The 14708-nt window shown below is 65.5% G+C and carries 16 protein-coding genes; 7 read left to right on the forward strand and 9 right to left on the reverse strand.

From position 1 onward, the window contains the following. The 3 genes from MTR62_RS04690 to MTR62_RS04700 all read right to left on the reverse strand — a co-directional run. On the reverse strand, positions 1-1369 hold a 1369-nt coding region (locus MTR62_RS04690), incomplete at its 3' end, for a M56 family metallopeptidase (protein ID WP_244017471.1). Next, on the reverse strand, positions 1366-1752 hold the full coding sequence (locus tag MTR62_RS04695; RefSeq protein WP_244017473.1) for a BlaI/MecI/CopY family transcriptional regulator: 387 nt from the start codon (positions 1750-1752) through the stop codon (positions 1366-1368). The genes MTR62_RS04695 and MTR62_RS04690, both read right to left, overlap by 4 nt. Positions 1753-1859: 107 nt before the next feature. Beyond that, positions 1860-2450, reverse strand: coding sequence for an HdeD family acid-resistance protein (locus tag MTR62_RS04700; RefSeq protein WP_244017475.1), 591 nt, complete (start codon positions 2448-2450; stop codon positions 1860-1862). A gap of 201 nt (positions 2451-2651) precedes the next feature. Between MTR62_RS04700 and MTR62_RS04705 the strand changes: the two genes are divergently transcribed. Next, a complete protein-coding gene (locus tag MTR62_RS04705) occupies positions 2652-3125 on the forward strand; it encodes a hypothetical protein (protein WP_244017476.1) in 474 nt (157 codons plus the stop codon). 322 nt (positions 3126-3447) lie between these two features. Here MTR62_RS04705 and sdhA read toward each other — a convergent pair whose 3' ends face one another. From sdhA to sdhC, 3 genes are read right to left on the reverse strand one after another with little or no spacing between them, the layout of a single operon-like run. Further along, complete coding sequence (gene sdhA / locus MTR62_RS04710; protein ID WP_244017478.1) at positions 3448-5268, reverse strand: succinate dehydrogenase flavoprotein subunit; 1821 nt, start codon at positions 5266-5268, stop codon at positions 3448-3450. Positions 5269-5272: 4 nt separating this feature from the next. Continuing rightward, positions 5273-5653, reverse strand: coding sequence for a succinate dehydrogenase, hydrophobic membrane anchor protein (gene sdhD, locus MTR62_RS04715; RefSeq protein ID WP_244017480.1), 381 nt, complete (start codon positions 5651-5653; stop codon positions 5273-5275). 15 nt (positions 5654-5668) lie between these two features. Continuing rightward, positions 5669-6061, reverse strand: a complete 393-nt coding sequence (gene sdhC / locus MTR62_RS04720; protein WP_244017482.1) for a succinate dehydrogenase, cytochrome b556 subunit — start codon at positions 6059-6061, stop codon at positions 5669-5671. A 151-nt stretch (positions 6062-6212) separates the two neighbouring features. Between sdhC and bla the strand changes: the two genes are divergently transcribed. Next, positions 6213-7169 carry a subclass B3 metallo-beta-lactamase gene (gene bla / locus MTR62_RS04725; RefSeq protein WP_244017484.1) on the forward strand — a complete coding sequence of 319 codons (957 nt, stop codon included), beginning with the start codon at positions 6213-6215 and terminating at the stop codon, positions 7167-7169. Next, positions 7166-8080, forward strand: a complete 915-nt coding sequence (locus MTR62_RS04730; protein WP_244017486.1) for a 50S ribosomal protein L11 methyltransferase — start codon at positions 7166-7168, stop codon at positions 8078-8080. The genes bla and MTR62_RS04730 overlap by 4 nt, the downstream gene beginning before the upstream one ends. A gap of 96 nt (positions 8081-8176) precedes the next feature. On the opposite strand, the gene MTR62_RS04735 is transcribed toward MTR62_RS04730, so the two are convergent. Then, positions 8177-8461, reverse strand: a complete 285-nt coding sequence (locus tag MTR62_RS04735; protein WP_244017488.1) for a PilZ domain-containing protein — start codon at positions 8459-8461, stop codon at positions 8177-8179. Between the two features lie 228 nt (positions 8462-8689). Here MTR62_RS04735 and sciP point away from each other — a divergent pair, with 228 nt between their 5' ends. Then, entirely contained in the window at positions 8690-8992 is a 303-nt protein-coding gene (sciP, locus tag MTR62_RS04740; protein WP_244017490.1) for a CtrA inhibitor SciP, read from the forward strand. Positions 8993-9118: 126 nt separating this feature from the next. Here the strand turns inward: sciP and ligA are convergent, their stop codons facing one another. Then, the gene (gene ligA, locus MTR62_RS04745) at positions 9119-11266 is read right to left on the reverse strand and encodes an NAD-dependent DNA ligase LigA (RefSeq protein ID WP_244017493.1); all 2148 of its coding nucleotides are present in this window, start codon (positions 11264-11266) and stop codon (positions 9119-9121) included. Positions 11267-11303: 37 nt separating this feature from the next. Continuing rightward, positions 11304-12002: a DUF4396 domain-containing protein gene (locus MTR62_RS04750; protein WP_244017495.1), complete on the reverse strand. Its 699-nt coding sequence runs from the start codon at positions 12000-12002 to the stop codon at positions 11304-11306. A 297-nt stretch (positions 12003-12299) separates the two neighbouring features. Between MTR62_RS04750 and MTR62_RS04755 the strand changes: the two genes are divergently transcribed. From MTR62_RS04755 to MTR62_RS04765, 3 genes are all read left to right on the forward strand, one after another. Then, the gene (locus MTR62_RS04755) at positions 12300-12710 is read left to right on the forward strand and encodes an MbcA/ParS/Xre antitoxin family protein (RefSeq protein ID WP_244017497.1); all 411 of its coding nucleotides are present in this window, start codon (positions 12300-12302) and stop codon (positions 12708-12710) included. Further along, positions 12704-13381, forward strand: coding sequence for an RES family NAD+ phosphorylase (locus MTR62_RS04760; protein ID WP_244017499.1), 678 nt, complete (start codon positions 12704-12706; stop codon positions 13379-13381). The genes MTR62_RS04755 and MTR62_RS04760 overlap by 7 nt, the downstream gene beginning before the upstream one ends. 424 nt (positions 13382-13805) lie before the next feature. Beyond that, on the forward strand, positions 13806-14699 hold the full coding sequence (locus MTR62_RS04765) for an energy transducer TonB (RefSeq protein ID WP_244017501.1): 894 nt from the start codon (positions 13806-13808) through the stop codon (positions 14697-14699). Positions 14700-14708 lie beyond the last annotated feature (9 nt).

A 14708-nucleotide genomic window follows, 5' to 3' on the forward strand; every position in this document is an offset into this window, starting at 1 on the left:
CGCGGGCACGCACGGCTTCGGCGCGCGCGCGCTCGGCTTCGTCGCGCGCCCGCTCGGCTTCCGCCCTGGCACGCTGACCCTCAGCTCTCGCTCGCTGGCGTTCGGCGCTGGCGCGCTGCTCTTCAGCCTTGGCGCGATCGCCTTGCACGCGCAGTGAAGGAGGCACAGGCGGGACTGGTGGCACCGGCGCACGCGGGGCAACCGGCGCGCCCGGAGCCGCAGGGGCGATCGGCGCGATGGGAGCCGCCGGAGCTTGCGGCGCCTCGGGCGGCGTCGGCGCATTCGGCACGGGGGGCACGACCATCGGCTCGCCGTCGTCGGGCTCGAACGCGGCGTAGCTGACCGTCGCGGTGGTTGGCACGCAGACCACGCAAAGCGCGAAGAGACTGCGCCCCACCAGCTTGCGCCACACCGAAATTTCGCCCTGGCGCAGCGCCTTGAGACGCTGGATGATCGGCTTGTCGCCCGACAGCCCTCCCGCCATCGGCGCCCCGAGGGTGAGCTGGCGCCCGCCCGCGAAGGAAGCGATCAGCGCGCCGTAACGCGCCCGCTCGGCCCGGTCGCGCCCGGCCATGACCCGCGCATCGCAGGCCGCTTCCTGATCGCCGCGCATGGCGTTCCAGGCGCTCCAGCCCAGCGGATTGAACCAGTGCAGGGCAAACAGCGGCTGCATCGCCATGATCGCCAGCAGGTCGCCTCCGGCGTGGTGCTCCAGTTCGTGCGCGATGGCGAAGTCGGAGCTTTCGCTATCCGCGCTGGCCAGAAACCCGAACGGCAGCGCCACCACCTTGTCGAACACCCCGAAGGCGATCGGCGTGCCCGCCAGCGGACTCTCGACAATGCGCACGGCGCGCTTGCCCTGCCCTGCGTGCGCGACCGGACGCGCATCGGCCAGCAACTGGCGGCGCATCATCTGATAGTTGTAGACGCGCCAGGCAAGAAACAGCGCCGCGCCCGCCAGCCACAGTGCGATCAGCCCGCTCTGCCAGGACAGCGCGGAAAACAGGTCGGCGCCCGGCAGAGCGCCACCAGACAGACTGGCACCCGGCGCCACCGCACCGCCCCCCAGGACCGGAACCGCCGATGGCCCAGAGACGGCCAGCGCGGCGTCGAGCGGGGCGTTCGCCGCCGCTTCGCCCGCCCTTGCGGTTGTCTCCTCAAACCCCAGATCGAGGCGCGAGAGCCAGTGCGTGGGCGCCATCGCGGCGGGCAGTGCGAGCGGCGGCAGCACCAGGCGCGCCATCGGCAGCGCCCACAGCGCATAGGCCGCCTGCGCCCCGAACAGCCGCGCGGCCGGGCGGCGGACCAGCAGCACCAGCCCCATCAAGAGGCCGGTCATCACCAGCGTGTCGATCAGCCAGGCGATCATGACTTGAGCTCCTTCAAGAGGGCTTCGATCTCGGCGATGTCATCATGGCTGAGCGCCTCGGCCTTGGCCAGCTGCGCGAACAGTGGCGCCGCCCGCCCCCCGAACAGGCGATCGACGAGACGGCGGCTTTCGGTGCCGACGTAGTCGGACCGGGCGATGACCGGACTGTAGAGGAAGCGTTTGCCGTCACGCTCGGTGGTCAGCGCCTGCTTGGTGACGAGCCGCGCAAGCAGCGTCTTGACCGTCGGCAAACTCCAGTCGCGCAGCGCGCCGACCTGATCGCACACATCCTGCGCCGATTGCGGCGCCTTTTCCCAAAGCACTTCCATGACCGCGTGTTCGGCCTCGGAAATGCGTTCGCCATGCTCCGGCTTATCGGCCATCACGACCTCCATCGTTTACATGCGTAATCGATTACACTCGTAAACGGTTCTGGTCAAGCCAGCCCACGTCGTTGGCCGACCCGGCAACGCCGTTGATCGACCCGGCCTCAGGCCATGCGGCGCAGGTCGAGCGCGAGCATCACCAGGAACACGCCGCGCACCACGAAACTGACCATCACGATCGCCGCGAGAAAGGCGAGCCCCGCACCCGCTGGCGCGACCAGCAGGATAAGGCCCAGCACGACGTCGAGCACGCCCAGCAGCAGACGCCAGCCCCGGTCATGCCGCGCCCGGCGCGCCCACAGGAGCTGGATCACGCCCGCGACCAGCAACCAGACGCCCATCGCCCAGACCAGCGAGAGCGCGCCGGCCACCGGATCGGCCAGCGCGAAAACGCCCGCGATCAGCGCCAGCACACCGAGCCCCACTTCGAGCCAACGCGCCCGCTGCGACAGCGAGGTCGCCCCGGCCACCACCGCGGCAACCCCGTAGAGTACAAGGACAAGCCCGACCATCAGGCCGGTGGCGACACCCGCCACCAGCGGATTGGTAACGACGACGAGCGCGAACAACAGGAGCAGCAGGCCATAGGCCAGCACCCAGCCCCAGGTCTTGCCCGGTGCCCGCTCGAACGCCTCGACCAGTCGGTCGTTCGCAAGATCGGGCGTCAGGGCGGGATCGATCCGTTCGCGTTGCATGGCACTGCCTTTCCATCGTCGTGAGAAGCTTGTGCTCCTACAAGTCGCAAGGGAGCCTGCGGTTGCAGCGCCGTCGGCCTGGGCGCGTTCGATTGTCGGTTTCCGCCCCCTTCTAGTCGTTGACGAGCAGGTGCTTGAGCTTCCAAAGCGGTCGTGAAGCCGGAATCTTTCCGGCTTAGCCTTCATAGTACAGGTTCAGTGATGCCTTACGACACCGGAACAAGACTGGAAGAGCACCTCAAGTTTATCGGACTGATCGGAATGGCTGTGTTTATAGGAGCGGCGCTTTTCCTCCGACCAAAGCCAAAACCTGATCCACTCAACCATCTGGTGTATGGTTGCTTTGCGTCGAAAAACGCACCTCCGATACGGCTTGAAGCTAGCGGCATGATAATCGAGCAGCAAAATTTTCCGATCATCGGCTTTCACTTAGAACGCCATAAGACAGGGATCGCGCTTACTGCCGAACGCCCTATATCTGCCGACGTGTCCGCCTCTGGATACCGCTACTCCATAGATAAACGAGGTTCAGGAAAATTTCTGAATTTCTATCAGGTTGTAAATCAAGAGACATACGGTGTCTTTGATGAAACTGACCTCCACAGTTTTCAGATGCTCGCGAACGATGGGCAATATATTGCTTATTCAAAGGCGGATCCGGCGGAATGCGTATAAGCTGCCTTCCGCTTTTGCACACTTGCTGCCCAAAACCAGTAGGACCGCTACACACCCATCCCAGACATTTCGGCAGGCCTGGAAAGCAAGACCTGACAGCACCGAGATTGCCCGGCCAGAAATAGGTTCAGGCCTCTGAACGAAGCGCGCGGGATGCCGGGACGCTCGCCGGAAACGCCGCTGACTGGACAAGCCGCGTCCGGCGCGCTGTCGGCATGGGCCGCAAACGCAAGACCGCCGGCGAACGGGAGTCCGCCGGCGGTCATCGCAATCAGGCGGCCTGGCGCTTCGCAATCGGCGAAGCGCCAGGCCGAAAGCCAGATCAGTACACGCGCTTCTTGGGCTTGATGTACTGCGCATCGTCGGTGAGCGTGTATTCGTGCACCGGACGGTAGTCGAGACGAACCTCGCCGCCCTTGCCGCCCCAACCGTTGAACCAGCCCACGGTGTGCTTCATCCAGTTGGCGTCGTCACGATCGGGGAAATCCTCATGCGCGTGGGCGCCGCGGCTTTCCTTGCGCGCGTGGGCGCCATGCAGGGTGACGGTCGCCTGGCCGATGAGGTTGTCCAGCTCCATCGTCTCGATGAGGTCGGAGTTCCAGATCAGGCCACGGTCAGAAACCTTGACGTCCTGCATCTTCTTGTAGGTTTCCGCGATCGCCGCCTTGCCTTCGGCCATCAGCTCATCGGTACGGAACACGGCAGCGTGGGCCGACATGTTCTGCTGCATCTCCTTGCGGATGGCAGCCGTGGGCGTACCACCGTCCGCGTAGCGGAAGTGGTCGAGACGCGTAAGCGCGAGATCGGCCGAATCCTTGGGCAGCTCGGGCTGCTTGGCGCCGGGCTTGACGATCTCCTTGAGGCGATGGCCGGTGGCGCGGCCGAACACGACGAGGTCGGTCAGCGAGTTCGAGCCCAGACGGTTCGCCCCGTGGACCGAAACGCACGCCGCCTCACCCACTGCGAACAGGCCGGGAACCACGGTTTCCGGGTTGCCGTCGGCGCCGATGGTCATCACTTCGCCGTGGTAGTTGGTCGGAATGCCGCCCATGTTGTAGTGGACGGTGGGAACGACCGGCAGCGGCTGGCGGGTAAGATCGACGCCCGCGAAGATCTTACCCGATTCGGTGATGCCCGGCAGACGCTGTGCGAGCACCTTGGGATCGATGTGGTCGAGGTGCAGGTAGATGTGGTCCTTGTTCGGACCCACACCGCGCCCTTCGCGGATTTCCAGCGCCATCGAACGCGAGACGACGTCGCGCGAGGCGAGGTCCTTCGCGGACGGGGCGTAACGCTCCATGAAGCGCTCGCCTTCGGAGTTGGTGAGATAGCCACCCTCGCCGCGCGCACCTTCGGTGATGAGCACGCCCGCGCCGTAGATGCCGGTCGGGTGGAACTGGACGAATTCCATGTCCTGCAGGCACAGGCCCGCGCGCAGCACCATGCCGCCGCCATCGCCGGTGCAGGTGTGCGCCGAGGTCGCGGTGAAGTAGCTGCGGCCATAGCCGCCGGTCGCCAGCACCACGGCCTGCGAACGGAAGCGGTGGATCGAACCGTCATCGAGGCACAGCGCGATCACGCCGACGCACTTGCCGTTCTCCATGATGAGATCGATGGCGAAGTATTCGATGTAGAAGTCCGCCGCGTACTTCAGCGACTGCTGGTACAGCGCGTGGAGCAGCGCGTGGCCGGTACGGTCCGCGGCAGCGCAGGTGCGCTGGACCGGCGGGCCTTCGCCCATGTTCTGCATGTGGCCGCCGAACGGACGCTGGTAGATCGTGCCGTCCTCGTTGCGGCTGAAGGGCACGCCGGCGTGCTCCAGCTCGAGGATCGCGTCGGGCGCTTCGCGCACCATGTATTCGATCGCGTCCTGGTCGCCCAGCCAGTCCGACCCCTTGACGGTGTCGTACATATGCCAGGTCCAGTGGTCGGGCGTGTTGTTCTTGAGCGAAGCCGCGATGCCGCCCTGCGCCGCAACGGTGTGCGAGCGGGTGGGGAACACCTTGGTGATGCACGCGGTCTTCAGACCGGCCTCGGCCGACCCCATCGTGGCGCGAAGGCCCGAGCCACCGGCGCCGACGACGACGGTGTCATAAGTGTGGTCGATGATCTTGTAGGCGGGCCCAGTCGATTCTTGGGTCATTCAATCAGGCTCCCAGCGCGAGGCGAAGGACGCACAGGACGCCAAAGGCGGCGCCTGCGAAAGCGACGAAGTTGAGCGCGACGAGGCAGGCGAACTTGCTGCCATGGTCGTGCACGTAGTCTTCCATCATCACCTGCACGCCCAGACGCGCGTGCCAGAAGGTGGAAACGATCAGCAGCGCCATCAGCACCGCGGGAACCGGGTGCGACAGCCAGCCGGTGACCGAGATGAAGCTCAGGTCCTCGAGCAGCAGGATCGAGACGGCCAGCCAGATCAGCAGGAAGAGATTGCCGACCGCGGTGAAGCGCTGGAGCAGCCAGTGGTGCGCCCCGTGCTTGGCCGAGCCGAGACCGCGCACGCGGCCGATGGAAGTTCCGTTACCCATGGTGTCTACCCTTCCTCAGCGCAGCAGCAGGATCGCCCAGAAGGCGATGGTGAGAACGACGCCCAGCACGCTGGTCAGGATCGACCAAGTGCGGTTGCCCTTGAGCTCGAAACCGGCGCCGATATCGAGCACGAAGTGGCGCAGGCCGCTCATCATGTGGTTAAAGAAGCACCAGCTGATGCCCACCAGCACCACATAACCCGGAACAGAGGTCATGCACGTAACGAGCTGCGCATAAGCGGCCGGACCGCTCGCCAGCGCGCCCAGCCACCACAGCAGCAGCGCCAGACCGACAACCAGACCCTGCCCGCTCACGCGGTGCATGATCGAGACGAACATATGCGGACCCCAGCGCCAGATCTGGAGGTGCGGCGATAACGGACGGTTCTTGCTACCGGCGGTGGCCATGTCCTTGCGAATCCCCTTGCCTGCGGCAGCCCTGTGCGCTGCCCTCGTGGAAGTCCCCCTTAGTCATTTCGCTGCATCGCGCAAGTTCCAGCCGCAGATGCTCCGGCGATAGGAACTTGACCCGCAGCGACAAACCGGGCTGTTGGCAAGCATGACCAGGATCGGCGCCAGCATCGCGGCCAGTGCGGCCATTCTTCTTTATAAGGGCGTGGCCCTCGCCCACCCGGCGCCCGGCCCGATGCCCCCAGCGCTTACCGGCGCGGCCAGCCGCAGCGCGCTGGCCCGCGCGTGCAAGGGGCACGAGGGATGGGCCGTCGCTGCCCCTGCGGCGCAGATTTCCGCCAATACCTGGTATGTCGGCACCTGCGGCATCACGGCGCTTCTGGTGACGACCAGGGCGGGCCTGGTGCTGATCGACAGCGGCGTGCGCGAGGCGGCGCCGCTCGTCCTCGCCAATATCCGCGCGCTCGGCTTCGATCCCCGCGCGGTGCGCTGGATGCTCTCCAGCCACGAACATTTCGACCATGTCGGCGCGCATGGTGCAATGCAGAAGGCGACCGGCGCAAGGGTCGCTGTTCTTGCAAGTGCCGTTGCCGTCATGGAAAGCGGCAAAAGCGCGGCCAGCGACCCGCAGAACGGCACGCTCGAGGACTTCGCCCCCGTCCACGTCGACCGGGCGCTGGCGGATGGGGAAAGCGTGAAACTGGGCGGGATCGCCTTCACCATCCACGCGACGCCCGCGCACACCGCCGGTTCGGCCAGCTGGACCTGGCCCGCCTGCTCCCCGGCCCGCTCCGCAAGCCCGCGCGCCTGCGTCACCATGACGTATGCCGACAGCGCCACCGCGTTCGGTGCGAAGGGCTACCGCTTTGCCGACCATCCCGATCGGATCGCCGCCGTGCGCCGGGGTCATGCCCGCATGGCCGCACTGCCCTGCGGGCTCCTCGTCACGCCGCATCCGGGCGCGAGCAACCTGTTCGCCCGCTTCGCCGGCACCGCCCCGCTGATCGACAGCAAGGCCTGCACACGCTACGCGCAGGACGCCAAGTCGCGATTCGACGCGCGCCTTGCGCAAGAGACCCCCTCCACCCCGAAGGAACCCCAGTGAGCTGGAAGATGACCGCCTATGCCGACCGCGCCACCATAGAGGGCGCGCTGATCGCTCATGAAGACGCGCTCGACTGGGACCCGGACATCGTCATCTCGGGCTGCGAGATCGCCGAGGACAAACCCGACGACTGGCGCCTCGATGCCTGGCTGTCGAACCGCCCGGGCAAGAATGAGAAGAAGGCGCTCGCCTCGCTCTTCGCCGGCACCGTACCCACGTTCGAGATCGAGCAACTGCCCGAGACCGACTGGCTGGTCTCCAGCCAGCAGGACCTCGAACCGATCCGCGCGGGCGCCTTCCACGTCCACACCCCCGAGCACCCGGCCCTCAACGAAGCGGGGGTATTCGACTTCACCATCCCGGCGAGCCAGGCCTTTGGCACCGGCCAGCACGCGACGACCGCCGGGTGCCTGGCCATGCTCACCCACATGAAGCGCCAGGGCGTGGTGTCGCGCAACTGCGCCGACATCGGCACGGGCACCGGCCTGCTCGCCTTCGCGGCGCTGTCCCTCTGGCCCGATGCGATCGCCACCGCGAGCGACATCGATGCGGTGTGCACGGGCGTGGTGGAAAGCAACGCCGCGCTCAACGGTATCGGGATGGGTAATGGCAACGGCGAACTGGTGATGACCGTGGCGGCGGGAATGGACCACCCGTTGCTCGCCGCGCGCGGCCCCTACGACCTCATCATGGCCAATATCCTGGCCGGACCGCTGGTCTCGCTCGCGCCCGATTTCGGCGCGCACCTGGTTCCGGGCGGCCACCTGGTCCTCGCCGGACTGCTCGAAACGCAGGAAAAGGCGGTGCGCACCGCCTGCCAGCGCGCCGGTCTGCGCCTCGCCGGACGGCTTGTCAACGGCGACTGGTCGATCCTGTGGCTGCGCAAACGCCGCAAGTGGCAGCGCGGCTGAAGCGTTTACCCGTCCGGTGCCTGCACCGGACGGTTCAGAAAATACGCCAGAACCGCTGATCTGCGCAGGACCACATAGGCCCGCGCCAAGCGAGCCTCAGCGCGCCAGCTCGAAGCGCACGCGGTGCACCGCGCGCGCCATGCCGGCAAGCGCGCGCTGGGCATCGCGTTCGAGCCGCCCATCGAAGGCAAAGCCGATCCGGTCGGCGACGATCCAGCGCACCTTGCCGCGAACGACGCCGAATCCCTCAAGCAGGAAGGCCAGATTTTGCCCGCGCTCGAGCGCGCCCTGTTCGAGGACGAACTGGCACCCATCGGCCGATACATGTCGGGCGACGCCCACCGGATACCTTAATCCGGAGTGCGTTTGCGCTTTCTCCACCGCGTCGTTTTCCTCTTCTCTCGGGATCAGAGCGGTAAGTAAGAAAGGTTAATGCACTGCAAACCTCGGTAAACAAATCACTGCCGAAACGAAGCTGGAAAAGCCGTGCAACTCCTGTGATCCACCTAATTTCACATTAACCTTTAGGCGAGAAATCAAATTAACGATTTTCCCCGATTCTGGCGGCGTCAGGGGGGTTGGTACCGACAGTCGAGAGAAAGTCCAACCATGATACATGACCATAAGGAGCGGCCCGATACCGTAATCGGGCCCTTAGGGGAAAAGCTGGAGCGGGACACACTTCCACCCGCCAATACGTCGCGCTGGGTTGTCCGCCGCAAGGCCGAAGTGGTGGCGGCCGTGAATGGCGGCCTGCTCACGATCACCGAGGCCTGCGAGCGATACAATCTGACGCTTGAGGAACTGGCCTCGTGGCAGCGCGCGATCGAACGCGAAGGAATGGCGGGGCTGCGCGCGACACGCGTGCAGCACTACCGCCAGATGCATGAGCGTCAGGGGCGCAATTCCTGATCGTCCGAAAGTGATACGGACCGATCGAGCCACGCCCTGACGCGATGAGAATTGGCCTGTCCCGCTCGTCGGGCAGTCCGTGTACCCCCCGGGAATTTCCCCCGCCGGGCTGGCATCCTCGTGGTGTCAGCCCGCTTGGCGTACGATTTCGGCCCATTCCTCTTCGTTGATGACCGCGATGCCCAGCTCCTCGGCCTTCTTGAGCTTGGAGCCCGCCCCCGGCCCGGCCACGATGAGGTCGGTCTTGGCCGAAACCGAACCCGCCGCCTTGGCGCCCAGCCGCTCGGCCTGCGCCTTGGCCTCGTCGCGGCTCATCGTCTCCAGCTTGCCGGTGAACACCACGGTCTTGCCCGCGACCTCGCTCGCCACGCTTTCGACCACGTAGGGCGGCGGCGCGACTTCGCGCAGGAGATCGTCCCACACCGCGCGGTTGTGCTCCTCGTGAAAGAAGTCGCCCAGCGCCTTGACCACCACCGGGCCCACGCCATCGATCGAGATCAGCTCGGCATAGGCCTCGCTCGCCTCGGCAACGGCTTCCTCGCCCTCCTTGACCTGCGCTTTCTGCGCAATGGCGCGCAGCGCCGGCAGCGTCTCGAAACGCTTCATCAGATCGCGCGCGGTCACCGCGCCGACATGGCGGATACCGAGCCCGAAGAGCAGCCGCGCGGCATCCGGCTGGCGCCGGTTTTCCACCGCCGCCAACAGGTTGTCCACAGACTTGTCCTTCCAGCCCTCCAGCGCGAGTATGGCATCGCGCCTGGTTTTCAGGCGGAAGATGTCGGCCGGGCTCTCCAGCCAGCCGAGCGCGAAGAATTCATCGATGGTCTTTCCGCCAAGGCCATCGATGTCCAGCGCGGCGCGGCTGACGAAGTGCTTGAGCCGCTCGGTGCGCTGCGCCGGACAGATCAGCCCGCCGGTGCAGCGCACGTCCACCTCGCCCTCTTCGGCCACCGCTTCGGAGCCACATTCGGGGCAATGGTCAGGGAACAGGTAAGCCTCGCGCGCTTCCTCGCGGGTACGGTTCTCGACGACCTGCGGGATCACGTCACCCGCGCGCTGGATCACCACCCGATCCCCCGGCCGCACACCCAGCCGGGCGATCTCGTCGCGGTTGTGCAGCGTCACGTTGGTCACCGTCACCCCGCCCACGAGCACGGGCTGGAGCCGCCCGACCGGGGTCAGCTTGCCGGTGCGCCCGACCTGGATCTCGATCTTCTCGAGCGTGGTCTCGGCCTGTTCGGCGGGGAACTTGTGCGCCAGCGCCCAGCGCGGCGCCTTGGCGACGAAGCCGAGCCGCTGCTGCAGGTCGAGCCGGTCGATCTTGTAAACCACCCCGTCGATCTCGAACGGCAGGTCCGCCCGCCCGTCGCGGATCGCCCGGTAGGCGCCAAGCAGTTCCTCGAGGCTCTCGCAGCGGCGAAACTGGGGCGAGACCGGCAGGCCCCAGCTCTCGATCCGGCGGATGACCTCGTGCTGGGTTTCACCCGGCACCGCGCTCGCCGCGCCCCAGCCGTGCGCCCAGAAGCGCAAGGGACGCCTGGCGGTCACGCCCGCATCCTTCTGCCGCAGCGATCCGGCGGCCGCGTTGCGGGGATTGGCGAACTGGCGCACCTTGCTTTCATCGAGCACCTCGCCCTTGCGCTCGGCTTCGCTGCGCGCCTCGTCCATCAGCGCGGTGTTGAGCGCGTGGAAGGCGGCCTTTTCCATGTAGACTTCGCCGCGCACCTCGAAGACCTCGGGGATGCCCTCCCCTTGCAGCTCCGGCACGATATCGGCGATGTGGGCGACGTTGGGCGTCACATCCTCGCCCACTTGCCCGTCGCCGCGCGTCGCCGCGCGCACCAGCTTGCCCTTCTCGTAGCGCAGCGAGCAGGACAGGCCATCGATCTTGTCCTCCGCCGTGACCGCCAGCGGCTCCTCGGCGGGAAGCGACAGGAACCGGCGCACGCGGGCGAGGAATTCGGCCACTTCCTCGTCCGAGAAAGCGTTGTCGAGGCTCATCATGCGCACCTCGTGCGTCACTTTGCCCAGCGGCGAGGCGGCGACCTCGTGGCCAACCGCACTCGACGGACTGTCCGCGCGCACCAGATGCGGAAACTGCGCCTCCAGCTCGGCGTTGCGGCGCACCAGCGCATCGTATTCGGCGTCCGAGATCTCGGGCGCATCCTCGGCATGGTACTTGCGGTTGGCCCGCCTGATCTGGCGCGCAAGGCGCATCAGTTCGTTGGCCGCATCGGCCTCGGCGAGGAAATCGTTCTGGGATTCGGACGTCATCGTCCCCCTATGGCGCAAAGCATCTTCGAACGGGAGCCTACATCGCCTCTTTCACACCCACTTTCACCAGCCACCAGTTGACCGGAAAGGCGGTGCCGAAACCGGCAAGCATCGAAAGCTGCATCAAGAACCAGAACTGCGCGCTATCAACCGGCGCAAGCGCCCCGTAGACCGGGCGAAACCAGAGAAACTGGCCCGCCGCCATGACCCCGTACATACCAACTTGCCACGAAGCGATCGAAAGCGCGTCCGCCTTAAGCGCCGCGATCAGCCCCTTGCCCGGCGAAAGCCCGCGCATGGGCACGATGGCAAAATACTGGAAGGCGATGCCAATCGAGAAGGCCAGCATGAAGTCGAGAATCCACACCGCGAAAGTCTTTTCGGCAAAGAGCGTGTGCCAGCCCAGCGCCACGGCGATGCCTGGAACCGCAAACGCCAGCCACTCCGCGATGAGATCGCCCAGCGCACACCCTGCTCCGCAATGGCTCGCCCCCTTGGCGATGGACAGCCACGTCGGTTGCCCGGCGTGCGCAGCGTGGCCCTCACCTCGCCCGTGGCCATGATGGCCGGTGTGAGCGCAATGGCCTTCATGCCGCCGCGCGCGGCGGTAGAGCCAGACCCAGAGCACCGAACCGAACAGCGTGCACAGCGGCCAGACCCATCGCATCACGGCCATCGCCGGCGGTCGCCGCAGCACCGCGACCAGAACGAACAACGCGCAGAGGCCTGCTACCATGAGAGACGTCATCGCCAGCGCGTCAAGCCAAAGAGGGAAATCAGGGGTAGCCATACATGTGCAACCCGCACCCGCAGCATTTGATCCGAACGAGCCAGGCGGGCGCTAGCGCGGTTTTCGATCCGGCTGCATCAGATCGACCGGCCCGGGTTCTTGTTTTAACGCACTTTCTTCACCGTCAGGGGTTTCGACCTGCCTGGAAAATGCTCTGGCGCGTGACGCAGCGCCAAACCAGCGAAGATTGTCATTTAACGCAAACCAACATATATTAATTCAATTGAAGCAAAAAAGGCAGCCATGCTGGAAAGAATCGCCCCCACTCCCGCCTCGCCGCAGACCGCGCAGGTCACCCGCGCTGAAGCTGGGGCCGGGGTGCGCGCGGTCGTGCGCCTCTTTAGCGCTTGGGAGCTGAGCGAAGAGGACGCCTGCGATCTGCTCGGCGGGATCAGCCGCAGCACCTGGCGGCGCTGGAAAGCCGGAACCGTGGCCAAGGTGGACCGCGACCTCGCCGCGCGCCTCTCGCTCCTGCTCGGCATTCACAAGGGGCTGCGCTACCTCTTCACCGACCCGGCGCAGGGCTACCGCTGGATCCGCAAGCCCAACCAGGCCTTCGCCGGCCAGTCCGCGCTCGAGGTCATGCGCGGGGGCAGCGTGTTCGCGCTTGAACGCGTGCGGCGCTATCTCGATGCCGAGCGCGGCGGATGGTGATGGTCTCCTGGCCGCGTGCGCTGCGCCTGATCCGGTCGATCTATCCGCCGATCGACCTGTTCGAAGACATTGCCGACCCGCGTGACTGGGATGCGCTGGCCTCGCTCGAATCCAAGACCAACCCGCGCCTTCGCGACGAAATCGGCCAGCTTGACAAGGTTCCGCCCGAACGCCGTGTCGCCGGGCCCGGCGCCTCGCTGGTCATGGCCCCCTTCGTCCATTGCAGCACGGACCGTCCCGGCCGTTTCACCGACGGCACCTACGGCGTCTATAGCGCTGGAAATTCCGAGGAAGTGGCCCTGCGCGAAGTCGCCCACCACCACGCGCGCGCCATGCGTGCGGTCGACGAGGAGCCGGGCTGGCACTCACAATTTCGCATGCTGGTAGGCGCGCTCGAACGGGAACTCGACGACGTGACGCACGACGCCGCAGCCCACGATCCGGACAGCTGGGCCTATTCCCAGAGGCTGGGCGCCGAGCACCGGCAAGCGGGCAGCGACGGCCTGCTCTACCGCTCCGTGCGCTGCCACGAAGGCCTGTGCGCCGCGCTGTTCTGGCCCGACGCGGTAGCGATCCCGATCCAGGGCGACCACTACCAGATGCACTGGGACGGAACCCGCGTCGACCGCGTCCTCAACTGCACCACCCGCCAGGAATTCGCGCTAGTCTAACGCGCCAAACCGCCTGCCCAGCCACGGCACCGAGGCCCGAATGGCGCCCAATGCGGCCGATGTAGTGCGCCACCCCGCTGCGACCAGGTTCGCGACGCTCTCCAGGTCTCGCTGCCCCTCCCGCAAGCGCGAGGGAAAACCGACAATGCCCTCCCGCTTGCGGGAGGGCCAGAAGGCTTGGGAACGCAGCGACCTAGCCGAACGGGTTGGGCGGGTCACACCGCGCCCTAACGACCCGATCTGGACTTTCGATGATTGTGTCGACCATGCGGGCGGTTGCCAGCCTGCTTCTCATTCAGGCCAACGCTTATGGCGACCTGAGCATCACGCATATTCAGCGGAAGACCAACCGATGATAAATGGGTAGCTTCCATCATGCCCTAATGATAGCCACTTACAATTATTGCGACATCGAGATGAAAATATGCAAATTGTCAAAAGATCCGCAATCAGTTTTGGCGCCTGTCTGGCGTTTCATTTCACCCCTTCTCATGCATCCGAACCTATTGCACTTGAATTGCAGCCGTCCTCATCCTGGAATGCCGATTGGGGACAAGATCGCTGCACGCTGCTACGCACATTCGGAGACGGGAATGGAGATGTTCTTCTTCGAATTCGTTCGGCTGCCCCTGGCAACGTTTATCACTTCGAGTTGATCGGAAAGGCGCTCGCTCCCTTCAAAGACCTCCAAGGCCAGGCCCTTGTTCGCTTCGGCAACGAAGGGGATGAATTAGCGCGCGGGACCGAATTCGTCGCCCTGGAGGGGGACAGATATGCCCTGGTGTTCTCCAGCGGCGTCGACTTCCAACAGCATCGCGGGCACGCACCCAACGCAACGAAAGCAAAGCTTGGACAAGAAGACTGGCCGCTCGAGACAGACAAACTCGCACGTGTCACCTCGATCGCAATTCGGGAAAAGGAACGTTCGCTCACGCTACACTCCGGCTCGCTGGTAGAAGCCCTGAATGCGCTTTCGATCTGCACCGACGATCTGGCGCGCTCCGCAAGCGTCAACCCTGCCCCCCTTGCTACGCTCAGCCAACGAACGCGCCTTTCAAACGGAGCGTCGATCGTGCCTGGTCCGACAGACCAGAAAAAATTAGGGCGTACTAATGGCTCGGTTGATATTCTTGCCGCCATTGATGAGACGGGCAAGCCACTGTCATGCCGCTCTCCCGTCCTAACCGCTAACAAGGAGCTTCTCGATGCTGTTTGTCGCTCTGTCATGGCGGCAAAATTCGAACCGGCTCTCGATGCCGACGGGAAACGGGTTGCCGATTTCTATCGCGTCAGCGTCGCCGTTTTCCAGAGGCGTTAGCGCGTTCGA

The sequence above is a fragment of the Novosphingobium organovorum genome, assembly GCF_022832435.1.
GTDB classification, from domain to species: domain Bacteria; phylum Pseudomonadota; class Alphaproteobacteria; order Sphingomonadales; family Sphingomonadaceae; genus Novosphingobium; species Novosphingobium organovorum.

Excerpts from the sequence above, each read along its gene's own strand:
- MTR62_RS04750 (WP_244017495.1), bottom strand. The coding sequence starts at position 12,002 with ATGGTAGCAGGCCTCTGCGCGTTGTTCGTTCTGGTCGCGGTGCTGCGG.
- sdhA (WP_244017478.1), bottom strand. The coding sequence starts at position 5,268 with ATGACCCAAGAATCGACTGGGCCCGCCTACAAGATCATCGACCACACT.
- MTR62_RS04765 (WP_244017501.1), top strand. The coding sequence starts at position 13,806 with ATGCAAATTGTCAAAAGATCCGCAATCAGTTTTGGCGCCTGTCTGGCG.
- MTR62_RS04700 (WP_244017475.1), bottom strand. The coding sequence starts at position 2,450 with ATGCAACGCGAACGGATCGATCCCGCCCTGACGCCCGATCTTGCGAAC.
- sdhD (WP_244017480.1), bottom strand. The coding sequence starts at position 5,653 with ATGGGTAACGGAACTTCCATCGGCCGCGTGCGCGGTCTCGGCTCGGCC.
- MTR62_RS04705 (WP_244017476.1), top strand. The coding sequence starts at position 2,652 with ATGCCTTACGACACCGGAACAAGACTGGAAGAGCACCTCAAGTTTATC.
- ligA (WP_244017493.1), bottom strand. The coding sequence starts at position 11,266 with ATGACGTCCGAATCCCAGAACGATTTCCTCGCCGAGGCCGATGCGGCC.
- sciP (WP_244017490.1), top strand. The coding sequence starts at position 8,690 with ATGATACATGACCATAAGGAGCGGCCCGATACCGTAATCGGGCCCTTA.
- sdhC (WP_244017482.1), bottom strand. The coding sequence starts at position 6,061 with ATGGCCACCGCCGGTAGCAAGAACCGTCCGTTATCGCCGCACCTCCAG.
- MTR62_RS04760 (WP_244017499.1), top strand. The coding sequence starts at position 12,704 with ATGGTGATGGTCTCCTGGCCGCGTGCGCTGCGCCTGATCCGGTCGATC.
- MTR62_RS04695 (WP_244017473.1), bottom strand. The coding sequence starts at position 1,752 with ATGGCCGATAAGCCGGAGCATGGCGAACGCATTTCCGAGGCCGAACAC.
- bla (WP_244017484.1), top strand. The coding sequence starts at position 6,213 with ATGACCAGGATCGGCGCCAGCATCGCGGCCAGTGCGGCCATTCTTCTT.
- MTR62_RS04755 (WP_244017497.1), top strand. The coding sequence starts at position 12,300 with ATGCTGGAAAGAATCGCCCCCACTCCCGCCTCGCCGCAGACCGCGCAG.